The sequence below is a fragment of the Mycobacterium sp. HUMS_12744610 genome (assembly GCF_041206865.1).
Lineage (GTDB): Bacteria > Actinomycetota > Actinomycetes > Mycobacteriales > Mycobacteriaceae > Mycobacterium > Mycobacterium servetii.
This window is the reverse complement of the sequence record NZ_JBGEDP010000001.1, coordinates 4,758,041-4,776,078: the sequence shown is the minus strand read 5'-3', so window position 1 is coordinate 4,776,078 and position 18,038 is coordinate 4,758,041. Positions and strand designations below refer to the sequence as shown.

Annotated in this window: 12 protein-coding genes and 1 pseudogene; 6 read left to right on the top strand and 7 right to left on the bottom strand. The window is 64.6% G+C overall.

Annotated elements, in window-relative coordinates; genetic code table 11:
- Positions 1–94: 94 nt before the first annotated feature.
- Positions 95–1,291, bottom strand: coding sequence for a UvrD-helicase domain-containing protein (locus AB8998_RS23210; RefSeq protein ID WP_369739984.1), 1,197 nt, complete (start codon positions 1,289–1,291; stop codon positions 95–97).
- 117 nt (positions 1,292–1,408) lie between these two features.
- On the opposite strand from AB8998_RS23210, the gene AB8998_RS23205 reads away from it, so the two are divergent.
- Positions 1,409–2,644, top strand: a complete 1,236-nt coding sequence (locus tag AB8998_RS23205; protein WP_369741377.1) for an IS256 family transposase — start codon at positions 1,409–1,411, stop codon at positions 2,642–2,644.
- Between the two features lie 52 nt (positions 2,645–2,696).
- Here AB8998_RS23205 and AB8998_RS23200 read toward each other — a convergent pair whose 3' ends face one another.
- The 6 genes from AB8998_RS23200 to AB8998_RS23175 form a co-directional block, all read right to left on the bottom strand.
- Positions 2,697–3,239, bottom strand: coding sequence for a UvrD-helicase domain-containing protein (locus AB8998_RS23200; RefSeq protein WP_369739982.1), 543 nt, complete (start codon positions 3,237–3,239; stop codon positions 2,697–2,699).
- Entirely contained in the window at positions 3,236–5,017 is a 1,782-nt protein-coding gene (locus tag AB8998_RS23195; protein WP_369739980.1) for an ATP-dependent nuclease, read from the bottom strand. Before AB8998_RS23195 ends, AB8998_RS23200 begins: the two co-directional genes overlap by 4 nt.
- 195 nt (positions 5,018–5,212) lie before the next feature.
- Positions 5,213–5,830 (bottom strand): hypothetical protein, encoded by a 618-nt coding sequence (locus AB8998_RS23190; RefSeq protein ID WP_369739978.1) that lies wholly within the window; start codon positions 5,828–5,830, stop codon positions 5,213–5,215.
- 943 nt (positions 5,831–6,773) lie between these two features.
- Positions 6,774–7,691: a hypothetical protein gene (locus AB8998_RS23185; protein WP_369739977.1), complete on the bottom strand. Its 918-nt coding sequence runs from the start codon at positions 7,689–7,691 to the stop codon at positions 6,774–6,776.
- 414 nt (positions 7,692–8,105) lie between these two features.
- The gene (locus AB8998_RS23180) at positions 8,106–8,399 is read right to left on the bottom strand and encodes a hypothetical protein (protein ID WP_369739975.1); all 294 of its coding nucleotides are present in this window, start codon (positions 8,397–8,399) and stop codon (positions 8,106–8,108) included.
- A gap of 28 nt (positions 8,400–8,427) precedes the next feature.
- A complete protein-coding gene (locus tag AB8998_RS23175) occupies positions 8,428–8,826 on the bottom strand; it encodes a HipA domain-containing protein (protein ID WP_369739973.1) in 399 nt (132 codons plus the stop codon).
- A gap of 166 nt (positions 8,827–8,992) precedes the next feature.
- On the opposite strand from AB8998_RS23175, the gene AB8998_RS23170 reads away from it, so the two are divergent.
- The 5 genes and pseudogenes from AB8998_RS23170 (at position 8,993) to AB8998_RS23150 (ending at position 17,498) form a co-directional block, all read left to right on the top strand.
- Positions 8,993–10,435 carry a DUF3375 domain-containing protein gene (locus AB8998_RS23170; protein ID WP_369739971.1) on the top strand — a complete coding sequence of 481 codons (1,443 nt, stop codon included), beginning with the start codon at positions 8,993–8,995 and terminating at the stop codon, positions 10,433–10,435.
- A 155-nt stretch (positions 10,436–10,590) separates the two neighbouring features.
- Complete coding sequence (locus AB8998_RS23165; protein WP_369739969.1) at positions 10,591–11,178, top strand: DUF4194 domain-containing protein; 588 nt, start codon at positions 10,591–10,593, stop codon at positions 11,176–11,178.
- A pseudogene (locus tag AB8998_RS23160) lies at positions 11,171–14,568 on the top strand (ATP-binding protein). The gene AB8998_RS23165 and the pseudogene AB8998_RS23160 overlap by 8 nt, the downstream one beginning before the upstream one ends.
- A gap of 74 nt (positions 14,569–14,642) precedes the next feature.
- Positions 14,643–15,809 carry a DUF3322 domain-containing protein gene (locus AB8998_RS23155; RefSeq protein ID WP_369741724.1) on the top strand — a complete coding sequence of 389 codons (1,167 nt, stop codon included), beginning with the start codon at positions 14,643–14,645 and terminating at the stop codon, positions 15,807–15,809.
- A gap of 597 nt (positions 15,810–16,406) precedes the next feature.
- The gene (locus AB8998_RS23150; protein ID WP_475582083.1) at positions 16,407–17,498 is read left to right on the top strand and encodes a PE family protein; all 1,092 of its coding nucleotides are present in this window, start codon (positions 16,407–16,409) and stop codon (positions 17,496–17,498) included.
- The last annotated feature ends 540 nt before the right edge of the window (positions 17,499–18,038 follow it).

Sequence of the window (18,038 nt, the reverse complement as noted above, 5' to 3'; positions counted from 1 at the left end):
GCAAGACACGCCGATCAGCTACAAAGGCTGGAAACTCCCGCTAGAAGCCACCGCGAACGGAGATGCTGCCCCGACATGACCAGTGGTCGGGAGGTCAGCCACGCACCGATTGAAATCCGAGACCATCGCATGAGGCTGCTACTGCCCGTCCACGCGCATCGTCCGGAAGGGCCACCAGGCAGTAACGTCGCGCTCGCGTGAGGGCGACAAAAAGTACTCGGCGCTCCTCCTCCTTCTCGGGATCGACTTCGCTCCCAGCAACGGCAGCCTCCCAAAGTTCCATCTGGGAAGTCGGGTCACTTGCATGTGGACGGCGGACCACGACCATGACCGCATCGCTATCCTCGCCCTTGAATGAATGCACCGTCCGCGCTCGGAGATCGCCGGGTGCCGGCGTGAACACCTCGGCGGCTTGGTAATCCGCCAATCCGGCATTGACTGTGATTGCGCGTCCTCCGGTGTGCTTGAGCTCAGCGGTGAGCGTCGTCGCGACTTCGTGCAGGACGGTACGTGCCGCGATCAACCAAGAACGCAGATCGCCCTCCAAGGCCGGCAGCCGATTGAGCAGGTCAGACGCGGCTCGCCTCAACGCAGATCGCTCATTGTCGGCTATGCCTGCGATCGCAGTAGTATCCCACGCGCAATAGGCCAAGAGCCGCTCCGCTTTACGGACGTGGCTAGCAGTCAGCGTCCCGGCAGCAATTCGCGCGGCGAGTTGTCCGATGACGTACTGGCGATCGCTTGACTTAAATAGTGACGTCTGGCCGTTTAGCACATCGACGACCTTCCAGTTCCGGCCAAGGACCGTAGCGTCCTCGACCGCGAGGCCATGCTTAGCAAGCCGCCCGCGGTAGATTTCCATTGACGCGGCGGGGTCGTTGGGCGGGTAGAGCGCCACTTCAGGCGTGATCTCACAGTTGGCATGGGGTCCGACTGCCGTATCCGGTCGCGTACGACTGCAGAAGTTGACCGCTACATCGCAAATTCGTTGCGAGGAACGGTGATTCTGGGTAAGCGTCAACACCTGTAGGCCGCGGTCATCGGCAAGCTTCTGGCAGCGTGCGGCGCTCGCGCCTTGGAAGGAGTAGATAGATTGCTCGAGGTCGCCAACCAGGACTAACGACCCTAGCTTGCCTGTTGTATGGAGCACCTCAAGGCAGGCCAGTTGTAGCTCGGAAGTATCTTGCGCCTCGTCGAGGAGTATCTCGGTGAAGCGGGCGGCGACTGCCGCCGACACTTGTGGGTGCTCTCGTAGTAGGCGCAGTGCGACCCACATCGCAGGGCGTGTCATTCCATCTGTGTAAGTCCGGGGTGGTCCATCATCGGACCGCCGTTGGGCGGACAGAAGGAGTGTTTTGTGACCAAGACCATGCAGATGCCGGCTGAGGAGACGACCGCGGCGCGGCGGCTGGCCGAGATGTTCACCGAAGAGACGCTGGACTCGTTGATTAAGGATGCGGTGAAGACCGGGACCCCGATCGACGGCGCGGACGGTTTGCTGAACCAGCTGACTAAGGCCGTGCTGGAGCGGGCGCTGAATGCGGAGCTAACCCACCATCTGGGCTATGAGGCCGGCGATCCGGCCGGACGCGGATCGGGAAATTCGCGCAACGGCACCACGCCGAAAACGGTGACCACCGTCAACGGCCCGGTGCAGATCGATGCGCCGCGTGATCGCAACGGCTCGTTTGAGCCGGCGATTGTGCCGAAGAAGACCCGCCGGCTCAACAACATCAATTCGGTGGTGTTGTCGCTGTATTCACGGGGAATGACCACCCGCGATATCGAAGCCCACCTGCAGGAGGTCTATGGGGCGTCGGTGTCGCGGGAGTTGATCTCCAATATCACCGAGGTGGTGGTCGATGAGATCAAGGCCTGGCAGGCCCGCCCGCTCGATGAGGTCTACCCGATCCTCTACATCGATGGGCTGCGGCTGCGGATCGGCGACAACGGGGTCATCACCACCAAGGTCGCCTATTTGGCCATTGGCGTGGATCTGGAGGGCCGCAAACACGCCTTGGGCTGCTGGATCCAGGACTCCGAGGGGGCGAAGTTCTGGCAGAAGGTCGTCATCGACCTGCGCAACCGCGGGGTGCGCGACATCCTCATCGCCTGCTGCGACGGGCTGACCGGTCTGCCTGATGCGATCCGCTCGATCTATCCCGATACCGTGGTGCAGACCTGCGTCGTGCACGTCATTAGGAATGCGATGCGCTTCGTGTCTTATAAGGACCGCAAGAAGGTCGCCACCGCGATGCGGGCGATCTACAGTGCGCCGACCGTCGATGGAGCCGAACTCGCACTCAAGGAGTTCGACCAGCAATTCGGCGCCCAATATCCGGGTGCAATTGACGTGTGGCACAACGCCTGGGGGGAATTCGTTCCGTTCCTGGACTATCCGGTGGAGTTGCGCAAGATCGTCTACACCACCAATGCGATCGAGTCGATCAACTTCCAGTTGCGCAAGATCACCAAGAACCGTGGTCATTTCACGGACAAGGACGCCGCGATGAAGTTGCTGTACCTCGGGCTGCGCAACATCTCCAGCGAGAGAGGAGGCTATTCGGGTACTGGAACGCACAACTGGACTGTGGCGCTCAACACACTCGCCAGACTATTCCCTGGGCGAATCCCATTGTGCTAGAATACAACTCGTAGTCAAATCACCTCTGACTTACACAGAAATCGTGACAGGCTCACATCGCATCATCAGCGGTGAGCAGGCCGGCCCGCCGGAAGATGTCACCCTTGCGCCGCAACACCTCTTGGCGCACCGATGCCACGATCTCGTCCGAAGCTCCTCTTACGGTGCGTGGTTTATCTGTCACAACGAGTCCACCATCAGGTGTGCGACGGAAGCAGTGGATGCCGATGCGCTGCACGTTGTCGTTGTAAACGCGGACTTGTGGCCAGCTGTCACCCTCGTGAATGAACGGTCCCCGCTCTGCTCCGAGCAGGTGGGCGAATGGATGGACAACGTGCCGAAGTAGGAACTTGTGGATAGTGCCAAGAAAATTATTGTGTGACAGCACAATTCCAAGGTCATTCGCGAGCACCGCCCCCAGCCGCTCAGCGCCCACATTAGTGTAGGAACACGCCGCGACCTTCACACCGGGCATGCGCACTAGCCGGGCAGTCCTTTCGGCAGCGGAACGCGTTTTGCCCGAACCGGGACATGCCAGTAGGAGGAAGTTGCCATCCGCGTCGACCACCAGCTGCTGCTGGCTAGTAAGAATCATTCATCGCTCTCACCGACGGCCGCGCCACTCACGCTGATCTCGGCCTCACGCTCGTCCTGCCTGGCGGCTTCCGGCTCTGTCACCCACTCGATTGCCTCACGCAGGTATGTGGGAACCTGGAGCGGCTGATCCTCGTCTGCTAGCAGCTCAGCGAGTTCCTGTGCGAAACGGCCCTTCACGTTTTTGACCTTGTCGAGGATTCCGTTGGCCCGCTCGACCTCGTTCGCATCGTCAACCTCGGCTCTCAGCCGTGGCCCGGCGATCGGCTTGACCTGTGCCAGCGCGTCGAACATCACTGCACTATTGCCGACCATCGCCAAGTCCCACTCCAGCGTCTTCTCGGCGAGCCGGACGATCACATTATCGCCCGCACGGTTCGCCAGCGCGGCTGCGCGTGGGGATAGTGCTTCATCCTCTCCTGCCAGCTCGTCGGCCGAGGGCTGACCATCACTGTCGGAAATAACCGCGAGTCGGTATGGCAACTTGTCATTGCCGAAGAGGTCTGTGAATGGAGGAAAGGCGACGCCGCCGATATTGATGATGGCTACGCCGTTCGATGCCAGCGGCCGTCCGATTCGTTCGGCGATGACCGGCACCAGCAGCTGCTCGGCAACGCCCTCCACGAGAATCACTGCGCGCGCGAAGAACAGCGACGCCTTCGTTACGTCCAGGAAGCGGCGCAGATAGGCAAGCTGTTTGTCGTCCAGGCCGAAATCTCTTGGTAGGCGGGCGACGGGCTTCGCGCGTACGTCGCCTCGCGCAAGTACGGTAAGCCGCTCCACCCGCGCCGATGATGCAAAGGTTGGCGAGTGCGTCGTCGCGATGACTTGGGTCGGGCCGACCGCCTCGCTCTCTAGGAAGCGCATGAGCAGGTCCTGCAGTTGCGGGTGTAGGTGCGCCTCGGGCTCTTCGACTAATAACACGCGCAGTGTCGGTTCCTCAGCTGCCACCGGTGCGTCGGCGATCGCCGCGAGCAAGACCGCCATATACAACAAGTTGTTGTAGCCCAAGCCATTCTCGTCCATCTCGAGGGCCGCAAGGTGGCCGATTTTAGCGCGCAGCGCGCCTACGACCCGCTCAAACTTCGGGTCCTCAAACGCGAGTCCGCTCTGCTGTGCGAAGCGGCCCGGTCCCGTCATCGCGTTCAAGCGGCTGGCGACGTGGTGGCGGGCGTCGATAATCGTCTGGATTCCATCGAGCGCACTGTTAGCAAGGCTGGCTGCATCGATGATCGCCTGGTGATCGGGATGGTCTGGCGGGGCAAGCGAACCGATTAGTGGAATCAGCTTGTTATCGCGCCCCGGCCTCAGGTCGGCGGCAGCGTCGCGCAGCGGATGTAGATACACGAATCTGACCGCGTCTCGGGCGTGGTGCTCAATGTCCGGCTGCTGGGAGTCACCGCCGAACCACTCGGTTCGGACACGACCAGTCGGCCCCAACGTCGCCTTAAGCCGGATCTTCGCGACACCCGGCCCCATCCTGGGGGCGAGGCACGTCACCATCCGTGCCTGCTCCCCGGCGCCTAGACCGTCGAGCCGAACCTCGAGCTCGAGCTCGTCAGCGGTCAGATTTCCGTGTCCGTCGTGGGTGAAATCTTCCGCGCGCAACCAGCGCCGAGAGCGCGGACCGGCCTCTGGCTCCAAGACGGTTCGCAGCGCGTCGATAACGTTGCTCTTGCCGGCATTGTTTTCGCCGACCAGCACCGCGAGCGGGCTGCAAAGCTCGACGGTGCCCTCTAGATTGCGGTAGCCAGTGGCTCGAAGGGCGCTCACGTACATCACATAGGACGATACTCAGTGATGCAGTTGATTCAGGCCGCCGCTACACTCGGCGTGGCGCTTAGGTCAACCGTGCATGAGACCGTCGGTCAAGCCAGAACCAAGACGCGGTGCAAGCGTCGCGATAGTTCTTTGCCGGCCCCCAGCAGCGATCGCGCCGCTTGTCCAGTTCACTCGAAATGAACTTGCGGTCAGCTATTTTAGCCGATCCCGGAGCGTCGAAAAGGCGGTCTCGGACGAGGGAAGTTCAACCAAAGATTTACGCGCTCCGGTGTCCGGTTTCTCGCCCCGCGGCGGGGGCTCATAGCGGGGGTTGAGGGTCACGTGCCGGCGCTGGTACCGACGCTGGCTGTTGCCGCCCGATGAGTCGATCGACACGGTATTGACCTGGATAGCCCCGAGATCGCGAAGGTTCTGAATCCCAGCAAGTCGGGTGTCTTCGGAAAGTCCGTGCCGTTGTCGAAAGCTGTTTTCCGAAAACCATGTTGGTGTCGGCTCCGCAAAATCGCGCGCGCCCGTCGAGGCGGCGCTGCGGCGGTGGTAGTACAGCAGGATCAAGTACATAGCCAAGCCTGGACCGCTAACCTCCCCGATCAGGCCAGTTGTCCAGAAGGCCTCGGGGACCCGGAAGTAGGACCCGCCGTCTGCCGGCCCAGCGGGGCGGCGGTATGGCTGTTCGTTGCCTTGTTCGTCGAGCAGGGTGATCGTGTTGGGCATGCCGGCACCCCCGGCGGTCAACGTGATGATGCGGCGGCGGGCTAGTTCGTGAAGGTTGGCGGTGACGGTTCGAGCTCCGCGTGCATTGTCACCCATACCCATTAAGTCGGACCACACTGCCGCGGGCCGACTGCCAGTGTAGGGCGGGGCTGCTATGACCCACCAGAGGGTCAGTAGCAACGCTAACCGTGTCCGGCCGCCCCGCCCGCCGCCCGCACCCCCCTTGGCGGAGTTCATCAACAGTTCCAGTGGAGAGAGATGGTCATCGATGCGGCGGACGAACGAGTGTCGTATCGGTACGCCAGCGTGCCCGCCTAGTGTGGCGGCGAACTGCTGCGCAGCGTAGTTTCGTTTTGCTGAGGACTGGAGAGTCATGGCTTTGTGCACCGCCCGTTTTTGTGTGCCGATGGTGGCAAACTGATGTAGACATTACATAATACCAGGCGCTAACGACCAACCAACCGGCTGCAAACGACATCGCTTCTCTGAGACGCTCGACCGCCGGGCTGATCTAGGGGTAGCATCCTAGATGTTACCGAGGTTCGGCGGGTTTGCTGCGAACTGGCTTCCTATGCGGGACCTCACGCTCCATCCCGCCCCTCCCGAGCGTCCCTCTTTAGGAGCCGGAAGGATTCGTGGGGTGCTTGCGCAAAGAATGGTGACCGCGATCCCCCGGGGCATGCACCGGGGGATTCGTCGTTATTCGCAGGGCGTCCCGCGGACTGTAAATCCGTCGCGTGAGCCGACCGGCTTCTGCGCGTCGGTGACCGCAAGGTTGGGAACAAATTTGGGAACAAAACTCCGCGAAACCGCCCCAAATCGGTGCGACCAGGTGCAACCAGTCGGACACCTCACCGCAGCTGACCTGCGCAAATGAGACCACACGAACACCCGAAACCCCTGGCCCGTAGCTCATAACCCAGAGGTCGCAGGTTCGAATCCTGTCCCCGCTACCAGCGGAAATGGCTCCCGGAGACTCCTCCGGGAGCCATTTTCATGCCCGTTGCGGCACCGGCGAGTCGGCCGTCAGGGCGATGTCTCACGTCATCGCTTGTCCCGGCAGGACGTAGCCGAGTTGGAGCAGAGTGGTGCGGAACTTCAGCTCTTGATCCACCGGGACGGCGAGATGTCTGTCGCCGATCGGGCGGCACAGCGGGCGCAGCCTACGGTCGCGCGAGATGAGAGCGGCGGTGGCGGGGTCGGCGCATTCGATCAAGCGGGCATGGCCCAGGTCGGCGAGCTGCCCGGCTCGGCGGTGGACGTCGGCCACCAGCGTGTCCAGCGCGCTGACTTCGTGCGCGGTGCGAGCGGTCAGGAACGTGGTGAATTCGGAAAGTCGGCGCCCGGAATCGATCGCCGAGAGCAGGCTGGCGGTCGAGACCGTCCAGACGCGGTCGGCGGTCTGTTTCGCGTAAGCGGTGAGCAAGAGCCGGTCCGCGGCGGTGACGTCCCCGGTGGCGACAATGTCGAGGTTGGGCAGTACCTTCAGCGGCGCACCGTCGGCAGCGTCGGAGTCGACCGGCCGGTAAGTGTCGGTCAAGCCGAACACGTAAGCGCCGAGCTCATTGAGCCGGATCGACCGCAGGCCGTCATAGCGACTGAGGGCATCCAGCTCGTCGCTGCCCCAGTTGTCCCGGAAGTCCTCGCGGGCGCCGGCCGCATGGATGTAGTCGAGGTCGACCAGGCCCAGGGTGCCGGCGTACTCGAACAGAACGGCCAGGGTGTAGCGGCCTTCCAGGATCTCCCAGTTGTGGTGCCCGGCATAACCGAGGCTGCCGTACTGCGGATCGACCAGATAGAGCTTCCACAGCGCCATCTCGTTGCGGGCGATGGTAGGGCTCATGTTGCCGCGGCGCATCCTGCTGAACAGGTGGTCGACGTCGATCCATTCGCCTGGCGGGCAGCTGGTCAGCGCCCGGCCGACCAGCTGGCGGCGGGTCTTGGCCGCGGTGAGCACGTTGCGGCAGCTGGCCCTTGATGTTCTCGATCCGGCTGAATTCGTCGATCGGCGCGTGGGTGAGCCATCGTTGCCATAGGTGGCGAACCACTTCCACCGGTGGTTTACCCGGCGCCGCAAGGCCCCTCGTGGTTGGTTGGAGCCGGGTTTCTTCGAGCTTGGCCAGTCCGCCGGCCTGGATGAGCAGCGGCCAGGCGAAGCTGGCGATGGCTTCGCCGGCGTAGAAGTCGCCGTCCGCAAGGTGCGTATCGACGGCACGGATGGTCGCTGCCGAGGGCCGACCCGTCTTGGCGCTGCACTTCACCTCGCCGGCCGCGCACAGCTCGAGCACGGTGCGCAGGTTGGTGAGGGCTTCGGCCTGCGTCAGCCGCACCCGGTGCTCGCCGTCGACATCGCGCAGGTGGTCGACGGTGTTCACGCTCTTTTCACCCAGCGGCGATACGCCTCAATCCATTGCGCGCCGTCAGGGTGCGGTGTCGGCAGGGGAAGGTTCAGGATCGGGATGCGCTGTGTCGACCGGCCGCGGGTGCACACGGCCACGATCTGCTCGTCGTCGGTTAGGTCGACTCCCGCCACGGTGACGTCCACGCCGAGGACCACAGTCTGAAACGGCGTGGCGAGATGCTGGTCGAGCGTGGTGTATAGGCCGGTCACGCACTCGCTGTCGTTGTAGCAGTCGACTGTCGCCTGCGCGATCAAGGCATCCAACGTCGCGTAACTCGATCCACCCATCCGCTCAGCCTCTCATCCGTGGGGCGGCCCCGCGTTTATCCGCGGTGATCGTGTCCGGCGTTCGGCCCCGCCGCGATGATCGTTTGACGCCGCCGAGTGGCCGTCCGGTCTCAGGTCGATGCAATCGCTCCAGCCCCGCCTCAATCACGTGTCGCGACGGCCAGCCTTCGGTGATCTCGGCGGGCAGGTTCTCTATGCCTGAGTGGACGTGCGTAGAGAGTTCGTCGAGCGCCTGCCCGACTGCGCGAGCGGGGAGGCCCATGGCCCTCGCCTCGTCGAAAAGCGCCTGCCGATCCACCTTGGCAAGCGAATGCTGCGCACTGATTTTGCTGCCCGCGGTCGCGGACAGTTCGGGGTATTGCAGCGTGGACAGTGAATCGTAAAGCGGCGCCAACTCAACCACTGCGTCGTGGTGCAGCGCCGCTGCAACCGGCCCCGCGACGGCGAGCGCCGGTCCGGCGCGAGTAGAGGACCCAGGCAATTGCACCTTCGTCGGCAGATCCGGACGAGGCCGTCTTTCCCGGCGAGCGTGCCGGAATCTGTCGGTGGGATTCTCTACCCTTTCGGTGATGGACTATGCGGCGATCGACGCGCTGCGGGAACGACACCCCGCTTGGCGACTGCTGCGCGCCGGCAACTCCGCCCTGATCCTGGCCTTCCTCGGAGAGTTTTTCGTCGAGGGCAACCGCGGCGCCCGCCCGGCAAGTGAGGTCGCGGCGCAGCTGGACGACCACCTCCATGCGCTGAATGCCGAGATCTCCACCGAGGACGGCTCCGAGCGGTTTCCTAAGGACGCGCGGTCTTATTTGGAGGACTGGGCGGCCACCGACACCGCGTATCTGCGGCGTTTTTATCCGCCCGGCGACGACGAAGTGCACTACGAGGTCACCCCGGCGTTCGAGAAGGCCTATGCGTGGGTGACGAGCCTGCGGGGCAGGTCTTTCGTGGGGACCGAGTCCAGGCTGCACACCGTGGTCGAGCTACTACGACAGATCGTGCACGGAACCGAAGTCGAACCCGAGGTCCGGTTGGCCGAACTGCGCCGCCGCCGCGACGAACTCGACGCCGAGATCGCGGCGGTCGAAGCCGGCTTCATCACCGTGCTGGACGCGACCGGGGTCCGCGACCGCTACCAGCAGCTGTCGGCGACGGCGCGGGAACTGCTCGCCGACTTCCGCGAGGTTGAGGAGAACTTCCGACTTCTCGACCGTGCCGCGCGAGAAAAGATTGCGGTATGGGATGGCTCCAAGGGCGAACTGCTGGCCAACTTGGTCGGAAGCCGCTCCCAGATCGCCGGCTCGGACCAGGGGCGCAGCTTCCAGTCGTTCTACGATTTCCTTCTCTCGGAATCGCGTCAAACCGAACTGGCGGAGTTGCTCGCCAAGGTGTCAGCCCTTGAGGTGATTGAAGTCGATCACCGCATTCGCGGCATCCACCACGACTGGTCCGAGGCCGCCGATCGGACGCAGCGCACGGTCCGTCAGATTTCCGAGCAGCTGCGCCGTTTCCTCGACGACCAGGTCTGGATGGAGAACCGGCGCGTTCTCGACCTGGTTCGCTCGGTGGAAGGCGTTGCCCTCGAGCTGCGCGACAATCCCCCCACCTTCGGGCTCGACGTCGATCTGCCAGGCATCGAAATAGCGCTTCCGTTCGAGCGCCCGCTCTACCAATCGCCTCCGGCGGTGGCGGTTGAGAGCCAAATCGCGCAGGCCACCGAGGAGGTGGACGCCGAGCTCCTTTTCAGCCAGAGGTTCGTCGACCCGGCGCGCTTGGTCGAGATCGTGCGAAGCGTTCTGCCCCAGAGCTCCACGGCTCTGTTGACCGACGTCATCGCGATGCACCCCATCGAGCAGGGCGCGGCGGAGATCGTCGGCTACCTCGCCCTCGATGACGAAGACGTGACGGTCGATATGGACGACACGGACGAGACATTGCTGGAATACACCGACCCCGCCGACCGGGGGGTCACCAAGCGAGCGAGGCTGCCGAAGGTGACGGTGAGGCGCAGATGAGCCGCGATGGCGACGATGCGGAGCGTAGCGACGAGCAGGAGCGGCGCAGATGAGCCGCGATGGCGACGATGCGGAGCGTAGCGACGAGGAGGAGCGGCGCAGATGAGCCGCGATGGCGACGATGCGGAGCGTAGCGACGAGGAGGAGCGGCGCAGATGAGCAACGAACACGCGGTTGCCAGCGCGATCATCCGCCTGATGCAGGGTGTCGTCTACCGAGAATCGGACGAGGACACCTGGCTGACGCTGGAACGCCTGGGCGCCGGTGTCCGAGACCATTTCGCCACCATCGGGGTCGACGTGGTCGTCGATGACGCCGAGGGCTACGCCTACCTTCGATCCCGGCCCGAGGAAGACGGCCAGGATGCACGGGAGGCGCTGCCGCGCCTGGTGCGACGGCGCGCCCTGACCTACAACGTCAGCCTGCTGCTGGTGTTGCTGCGCAAGCGGCTCGTCGAGTTCGAGACGGGCGGCGGCGATGGCAGGCTGGTCCTGTCCACCGATCAGATCGTGGAGATGCTGAGGCTCTTTCAGGCCGAGTCCACCAACGATGCGCGCGTCGTCGACCAGGCCGAAACGACGATCAACAAGGCGCGCGAACTCGGGTTCCTGCGGCAGCTGCGTGGCCAAAGCGACCATTGGGAGGTGCGGCGCATTCTCAAGGCCTACGTCGACGCCCAGACCTTGTCCGACTTCGCGGCGAAGCTGCGGGAGTATGCCGGAGCGGCGGCCGGCGATGAGTGACGGACTCTTCTCGATGGTCGGACTCGGGGATACCCGAAGGGCCGGCTACCGGCTCCAGTTTGCGGAAGTTTTGAACTGGGGCACGTTCGACTCCCAGATCTGGCGGTTCACTCCCGGCACCGAGACGTCCCTACTCACCGGGGATATCGGCTCCGGCAAGTCGACGTTCGTCGACGCGCTCACAACATTGCTGATGCCGTCGCACAAGGCCGCCTACAACAAGGCCGCGGGCGCCGAGGCCAAGGAACGCACCTTGCGGTCCTACGTCGAAGGCCACTACAAGTCCGAGCGAAACGAGGCCACCGGACGGTCACGGGGTAAGGGCCTGCGCGAGAACAAGCGGACCTACTCCGTGGTCCTCGGGGTGTTCACCAACCACGGCTACGACGAGACGGTCACCCTGGCGCAGGTCTTCCAGCAGCGCGAAAGCACCGGCCAGCCCTACCGCTTCTTCGTCACCGCAACCAAAGCGCTCTCGATCGCAACCGATTTCGCCGACTTCGGCACTGACCTGCGCGATCTCGCAAGCGGCTGCGCGCTACCGGGGCGGAGATCTTCGACGAATTCCCCAAGTACGGGACCTCGTTGCGCCGCCTGCTCGGAATCCGATCGGAGCAGGCGCTCGAGCTGTTTCACCAGACCGTTTCGATGAAGTCGGTCGGCAACCTCAACGACTTCGTGCGCGACCACATGCTCGAACCGAGCGACTCGACCGAGCGGGTTCGAGACATCATTGCCCATTTCGATGACCTGACCAAGGCGCACGATGCCGTCAAGAGAGCGCGAGAGCAGCTCGAGGCGCTCGAGCCCGTCGCGCAGACCGCGGCAAAGTACGACGCCGCGCTCGCGGAGCGTGAGTCGTTGGAGCGCGAGCGATCCGCGGTCCGGCTGTTCGTCGCCGAGCTTCGTTCCGGTCTGCTCGGCGACGAGATTGCGCAGCTGGAGGCCGAGGGTTTGGGCCTGCTGAAGGAGCAGGACGCCGCTAAAGCCAAGGAGCAGAAGCTCAAACACGAACACGACGCTCTTATCGAGGAGCGCGCCAGGGCCGGCGGGGACCGCATAGGCGAGTTGGAGCGACTCACCCAAGAGGCGCGTGCCCAGGCCCAGAGCCGTCTTCAGGCCCGGACGCGGTTCGATGTCGCCGTCGCCGAAGCCGGGCTGGAACCGGTCGCCGGGAGCGAGGACTTCGCGGAATTGTCCGCCCTGGCCTCTACCGAGCGGTCGCGGCTTACCACGGAGAAGGGAGCGCTCGATGCGGCCATTGCCGACGCGATCGGGCGCGAGAGGGATCTCCAACGGCAGCGCGGCCTCGTCTCCGAGGAACTCGCGAGCCTGGAGCAACGCACCAGCAACCTGCCCGTCGAGCAGGTCGAGGTGCGCGCGGAGCTGTGTGCGGCTCTGGGGCTGACGCCGGATGACCTTCCGTATGCGGGGGAACTGCTCGACGTGACCGAGGAGCACGCTGAGTGGCGGGGCGCCGCGGAGCGGGTGCTGCGGGGGTTCGCCCTGTCGCTGCTGGTGCAGCAGCAGCACTACGACGCCGTCGCCGGATGGGTGAACGGGCGAAGGCTCACGTTCCATGGGCGCGGCGGTAAGCCGGTCGGCGCCAAGCTTGTGTACGAAAGGGTTGCCAGACAACGGGTTCCGCTCCAACAACCCGGGCACGAGCGGCTCTGGCTCGCCGACTGCATCGAGGTCAAGGACGGGCCGTTCCATCAGTACCTCACCGACGAGCTCACGAAGCGGGCCGACTACTGGTGCGCGCTGAGCCTCGAGGAGTTCCGCGGCCAGCGGCGCGCGGTGACTCGCGAGGGTCAGGTGCGTTCGGGTGAGCGCCACGAGAAGGACGACCGGCACCGCGTCGATGACCCCCGTCGCTGGGTCCTCGGCTGGGCCAACGAGCGAAAGATCGCCGCGCTTCGCGACGAGCTCGCCGAGCTGGAGGAAAAGCTCGCGACGGCCGCTACCGACTTGGCGAGGCTCGATGCCCGGCGGGATGCGGTGCAGGCAAAACTGCAAGCCCTCGCCCGTCTCGAGGGCTACCACTCCTGGAACGACCTCGATGTCGACGAGGCCCAGGCGCGCGCAAACGACCACGATGCCGAACGCGTCCGGCTGCTCGCCGGCTCTTCGCGACTGGAGGAGATCGCGCGGGCGCTCGCCGACAACGACGAGCAGGCCAAAGCCGTGGGAGAGTCGATCGACCATCTCACCGGCAGGCTTGCCACCACGGCGGTGGCGAAAAGGCAAGCAGAGCAGGCAAAGAAGCGCGACGACGAGTTTGTCGCGGCGCGGCCAGAGCACGAGCTGGTGGTTGCTCGCGCGTCATACGCCGCCCTCGACGAACGCCTGGGGGAGAACCGCCCGGTGCGGGCGGCGGATTGCGCCGAGGCGGAGGTGGCGCTGTCGGCGGATCTCCATCGGCGCATCGAGCGCCTCACCGGCCAACTCAACGGCCATGCGTTGAACCTCGGCCAGTACATGAGCGAGGTGTTGCGTCGGTGGCCCGAGCTTCGCGCGGACATGGACGCCAATGTCGAGTCCCGACAAGACTTTTTGATGTTCCGTGATCGCGTCGCGACCGACGACCTCCCGCGTTTCGAAGCCGAGTTCAAGGAGCAGCTCAACAAGAACGCCATCCAGGAGCTGGCGGGCTTCAACAACTGGCTCAATCGGCAGGCTTCGGCAATCGACGAGCGGGTGGATCGGATCAACGAGGCGCTCGGCGCGGTGCCCTACAACCCGGGCCGCTACATCCGGCTGGGGAAGGAGCCTGCGACGAATCAGGATGTCGCACAATTCCGTTCGGATCTGCGCAACCTGACCAACGACAGCCTTGCGCTCGACGGCGACCAATACTCGGAGCAGCGATTCCTCGACGTCAAGCGGATCATCGAGCGCTTCCGTGGGCGCGACGGCTACGCCGAATCCGACAGGACGTGGACCCGCCGCGTCACCGACGTGCGTAACTGGTTCGTCTTCTCCGCGTCCGAGTGTGACGCCGAGACCGGTGATGAATGGGAGCATTACAGCGATTCCGACGGTAAGTCCGGCGGCCAGAAAGAGAAGCTCGCCTACACGATCCTCGCGGCGTCACTCGCATACCAGTTCGGGCTCGAGTGGGGTGCCGAGCAGTCACGCGACTTCCGGTTCGCCGTCATCGACGAGGCCTTCGGGCGCGGCTCGGATGTCTCCACGCGCTACGCGTTGCAACTCTTCGCGACACTCGGGCTGCAACTTCTCATCGTCACGCCTTTGCAGAAGGTTCACGTCATCGAGCCCTACGTCAAGGCGATCGGGTTCGTGGACAATCCCACCGGAACGTTCTCGCGGCTCCAGACGATGACCATCGAGGAATACCGGACACGCCGAGACGCACGGCAGTCGTGATTGCCGCGCCGACGACATGCAGTGGGGGGCACCTCCCGCTTGCGGGGGACGAAGCGATGAGGAGGAGTGGCGCTATCAGCACGGGGTGGACCACACCGGACGACATTGTCGCCAGGGTGAGACGGCGGTGGGACGACGGATCGCTGCTGCGGGCCTACGCCAATGGCGATTCCTTTCAGCCGATCGAAGTGCCGCTGCGTGGCCCCAAACCGTCGCAGGTAGGTGACGATATTGCTGCGGCCCGCGACTGGGTGGCCGCCCTCGACGCCGGCCGTCGTGACGACACCCGATATGCCTTGCAGTGGCAGTCGATCGGTGGCCGACAGATCGGCCGTAACCGCCTGCCCATCCGCGCGGTGGTGTCCTCGATGGAGCAGGCGTGCGCGCTCTTGGGCGTGACGACGATGGTCCGTCGCTTCGACGAACTCCTGGCCCTGGCGGACCCGCATCCGGCGGTCCGCGAGTGGATCGTCGGCCATCCGCATCGCGCGCTCGAGTTGGCGTCCGAGATGCCGCAGTTGATCGCTGCCTACGTTTGGCTCGAGAGTCATCGTCAGTCGCAGCGATACCTCCGCGAGATCAGCGCGCCCGGCGTTGACACCAAGTTTGCCGAGAGGCATCGACCGGTCCTGGCCGCGATGCTTAGCGTGTCGGCGACGGCCAATGGGTTCCTGGCCGATCTGGGTCTGCGGTGCAAGCCCGGATTGGTGCGGCTCCGGCCCTCGCCCTCGCTGGGTTTCCCGGGGCCGACGCTGACTGAGCTTGCGGCGCGTCCCGAGGAGCTGGCGCAGCTCACCGTCGAACCGCGCGTTGCGGTAATCGTGGAGAACGAGATCAGCTACCTGAGTGTCGATGTCCCCGAAGACGGAATTGTGTTCTGGGGGAAGGGCTTCGAAGTCGACAGCATAGGCCGGCTGCTCTGGCTGGCGCAGGCCGACGTCCTCTACTGGGGAGACATCGACACGCACGGTTTCGCCATTCTCGACCGCCTGCGGGCGCGGCTCCCGCGGGCGCGCTCGGTACTGATGGACCGTGACACGCTGGTGGCCCACCGCGATCGTTGGGTGACCGAAGACCACCCCTCGAAGTCGGTCCTGACGCGCCTGACGCCGGACGAGTATGACCTCTATTCGGAACTGGTTGGCGACGGGCTGGGTACACGAGTGCGCCTCGAACAGGAACGAATCGACTGGCCTTGGGTCGAGCAACGGCTATCGGCGGCCCAGCGCGGTCGGATTTAATTCAACTGCTCACCGAAACTGCGGCCGGAAGTGATTGGCATCGGCGCTGCGAGCTCCGGCCACACCCACAGTTCGCCCGGTTCGACGGGTGCGGCTCCGGCGACCCCAATCGGCGATCGGCGGTGTACGAGTGCGCCCAAGCCATTATGACGGGCGGCGGCACTGAAGAACCCCGTCCGAGTCATTGTGCACCCCGCGGGAGCGGCGTGGAGCGGGTGCCTGGCCCACAACCACGCCCGGCATGCCACGGCTGCTAAAGCGCGGGCCGCAGGCTCACATCGCGAGTCCGGCGAGGCCTAGCGGGAGTTTCCGGCAAACATCAAGCACCACAACGCGAGACATGCCGATCAGCTACAAAGGCTGGAAACTCCCGCTAGGGGACCGTAAAAGCCGACTAATTCCAGTTTGCAAAACCGACCGCCTCCAGTTTGGAAACCCGACCGTTTCCAGTTTACAAACCCGACCATTTCCAGTGTCGCCAAACTTATTTCGATCACCGAGGTGCTTGCAGTACCGTCTCGACTTGGTTGCTTCAATGCACTTGCGGACGGATCATGCCCTTCCGCTGGGCCGGCGATGAACAAGAGGTGGAATGTCATGAGCTCTCCTTTCTACATCGACCCCGCAGTCGTCCAGTGGCTGACTGCGAATCTCGACAACATCAGCACCAACCTGGTCAGCGGCCAAGCGGCGGCGGTAGGTCCGACGACCGGGGTGGCGCCGATGGCGGCCGACGAGGTGTCGGCGGCGATCGCATCGGTGTTCGGCCAGCAAGGGCAGGAGTTTCAGGCGCTGGTCGCGAAGGCAGCGGCCTTCCATGACCAGTTCACGCGCAACTTGGCGACCGGCCTGTCGCAGTATGTCAGCGCCGAGACGGCCAATGCCGCGCAAATGTTGCAAGCTGCGGGTGCCCGCGCGGCTGCTTCGATCCTGAATCCGGTCAATACGTGGTTTTTGCAGGAAACAGGGCGTGTACTGATCGGTAACGGCGCCAATGGATACACCAACTCCGCAGGGGTGGGGACGCAGGGTGGGGCCGGCGGGTGGTTGTACGGCAGCGGCGGTAGCGGTGGTACCAGCACGGCATCAGGCGTGGCCGGCGGTGCTGGTGGATCGGCCGGTCTGATTGGTAATGGCGGGGCTGGCGGAACAGGCGGTTACGGCGCTGCAGGTGGCGCCGGCGGTGCCGGTGGGTGGTTGTTCGGTAGCGGCGGGTCTGGCGGCCTAGGCGGGGCCGGAGGTATCGGTGGTGCTGGCGGCAGGGCGTGGTTGTTGGGTGCCGGCGGTGTCGGCGGTGCCGGCGGAACATCCAATATCGTTGGTGTGGCCGGCGGTGCCGGTGGTGCCGGCGGTCACGGCGGGTTGTTCATGGGCCATGGCGGTGCCGGTGGTGCCGGTGGGGCGGGTGCCGCGGGCAATACAGGCACCGCCCTGAATCCGGATGGCGGTGCCGGCAGTGCCGGTGGTGTCGGTGGTGCCGGCGGTCGGGGCGGGTTGTTCTTAGGCGCCGGTGGTGACGGTGGTGCCGGCGGGCAGGGCGGCGCCGGTGGTAACTCCGCCGCGGGCGGTGTCCCCGGTCTCCCCGGAAACGGCGGTGTGGGCGGTGTCGGAGGGCACGGCGGCATCTTTGGTGCCCAGGGTGCTCACGGCGCCCAGGGTGCTCAGGGTGCTCACGGCGCGACCGGGTAGCTATTCGCCGAATGCGGCTTGACTTGACTGGCCGACGTTGATTGTGTTGAGCGTGTCGACTTGGTTTGCATCGTGATTCGCGAACGTCGCCGCGGCGTTCGCCGACCCGTGTCTGTGCCGTAAGCAGTTTCCGGCCTGGCGCGGCGGCAGCCGGGTCGGATGGTGCGGCCGCAGGAAACCGTTGCGCAGCAGGCGGATCCGATCGCGGAGCTGCGTCGTGGACCCCTGGCGGGCCACGGCGCCCAAGCGCTCATCGCGAACGCGATAGGAGCGCAGGCCGGGAGCGGTCGCCGCTGGTTGGGATGAATGGCCTCGCCGTGTCCATGTGCGCAACGCGGCGGCTGCAGTGAAAGTTATTGAACCAGATGCGCGAACTACGTGCATCGGCGCCGGTACTACTTGCTGACGAAGCCCCTGGCCGCCGCGCCCGAGTGCGCGGCACCGTCTGCGCTCCTTTCTACCCGGGAAACGCCCTCGCACTCCGAATGTCGGACCTTGAGCAGGGTCATCATCTCCGCAGGACAGGCGCTTTCGCCGGTA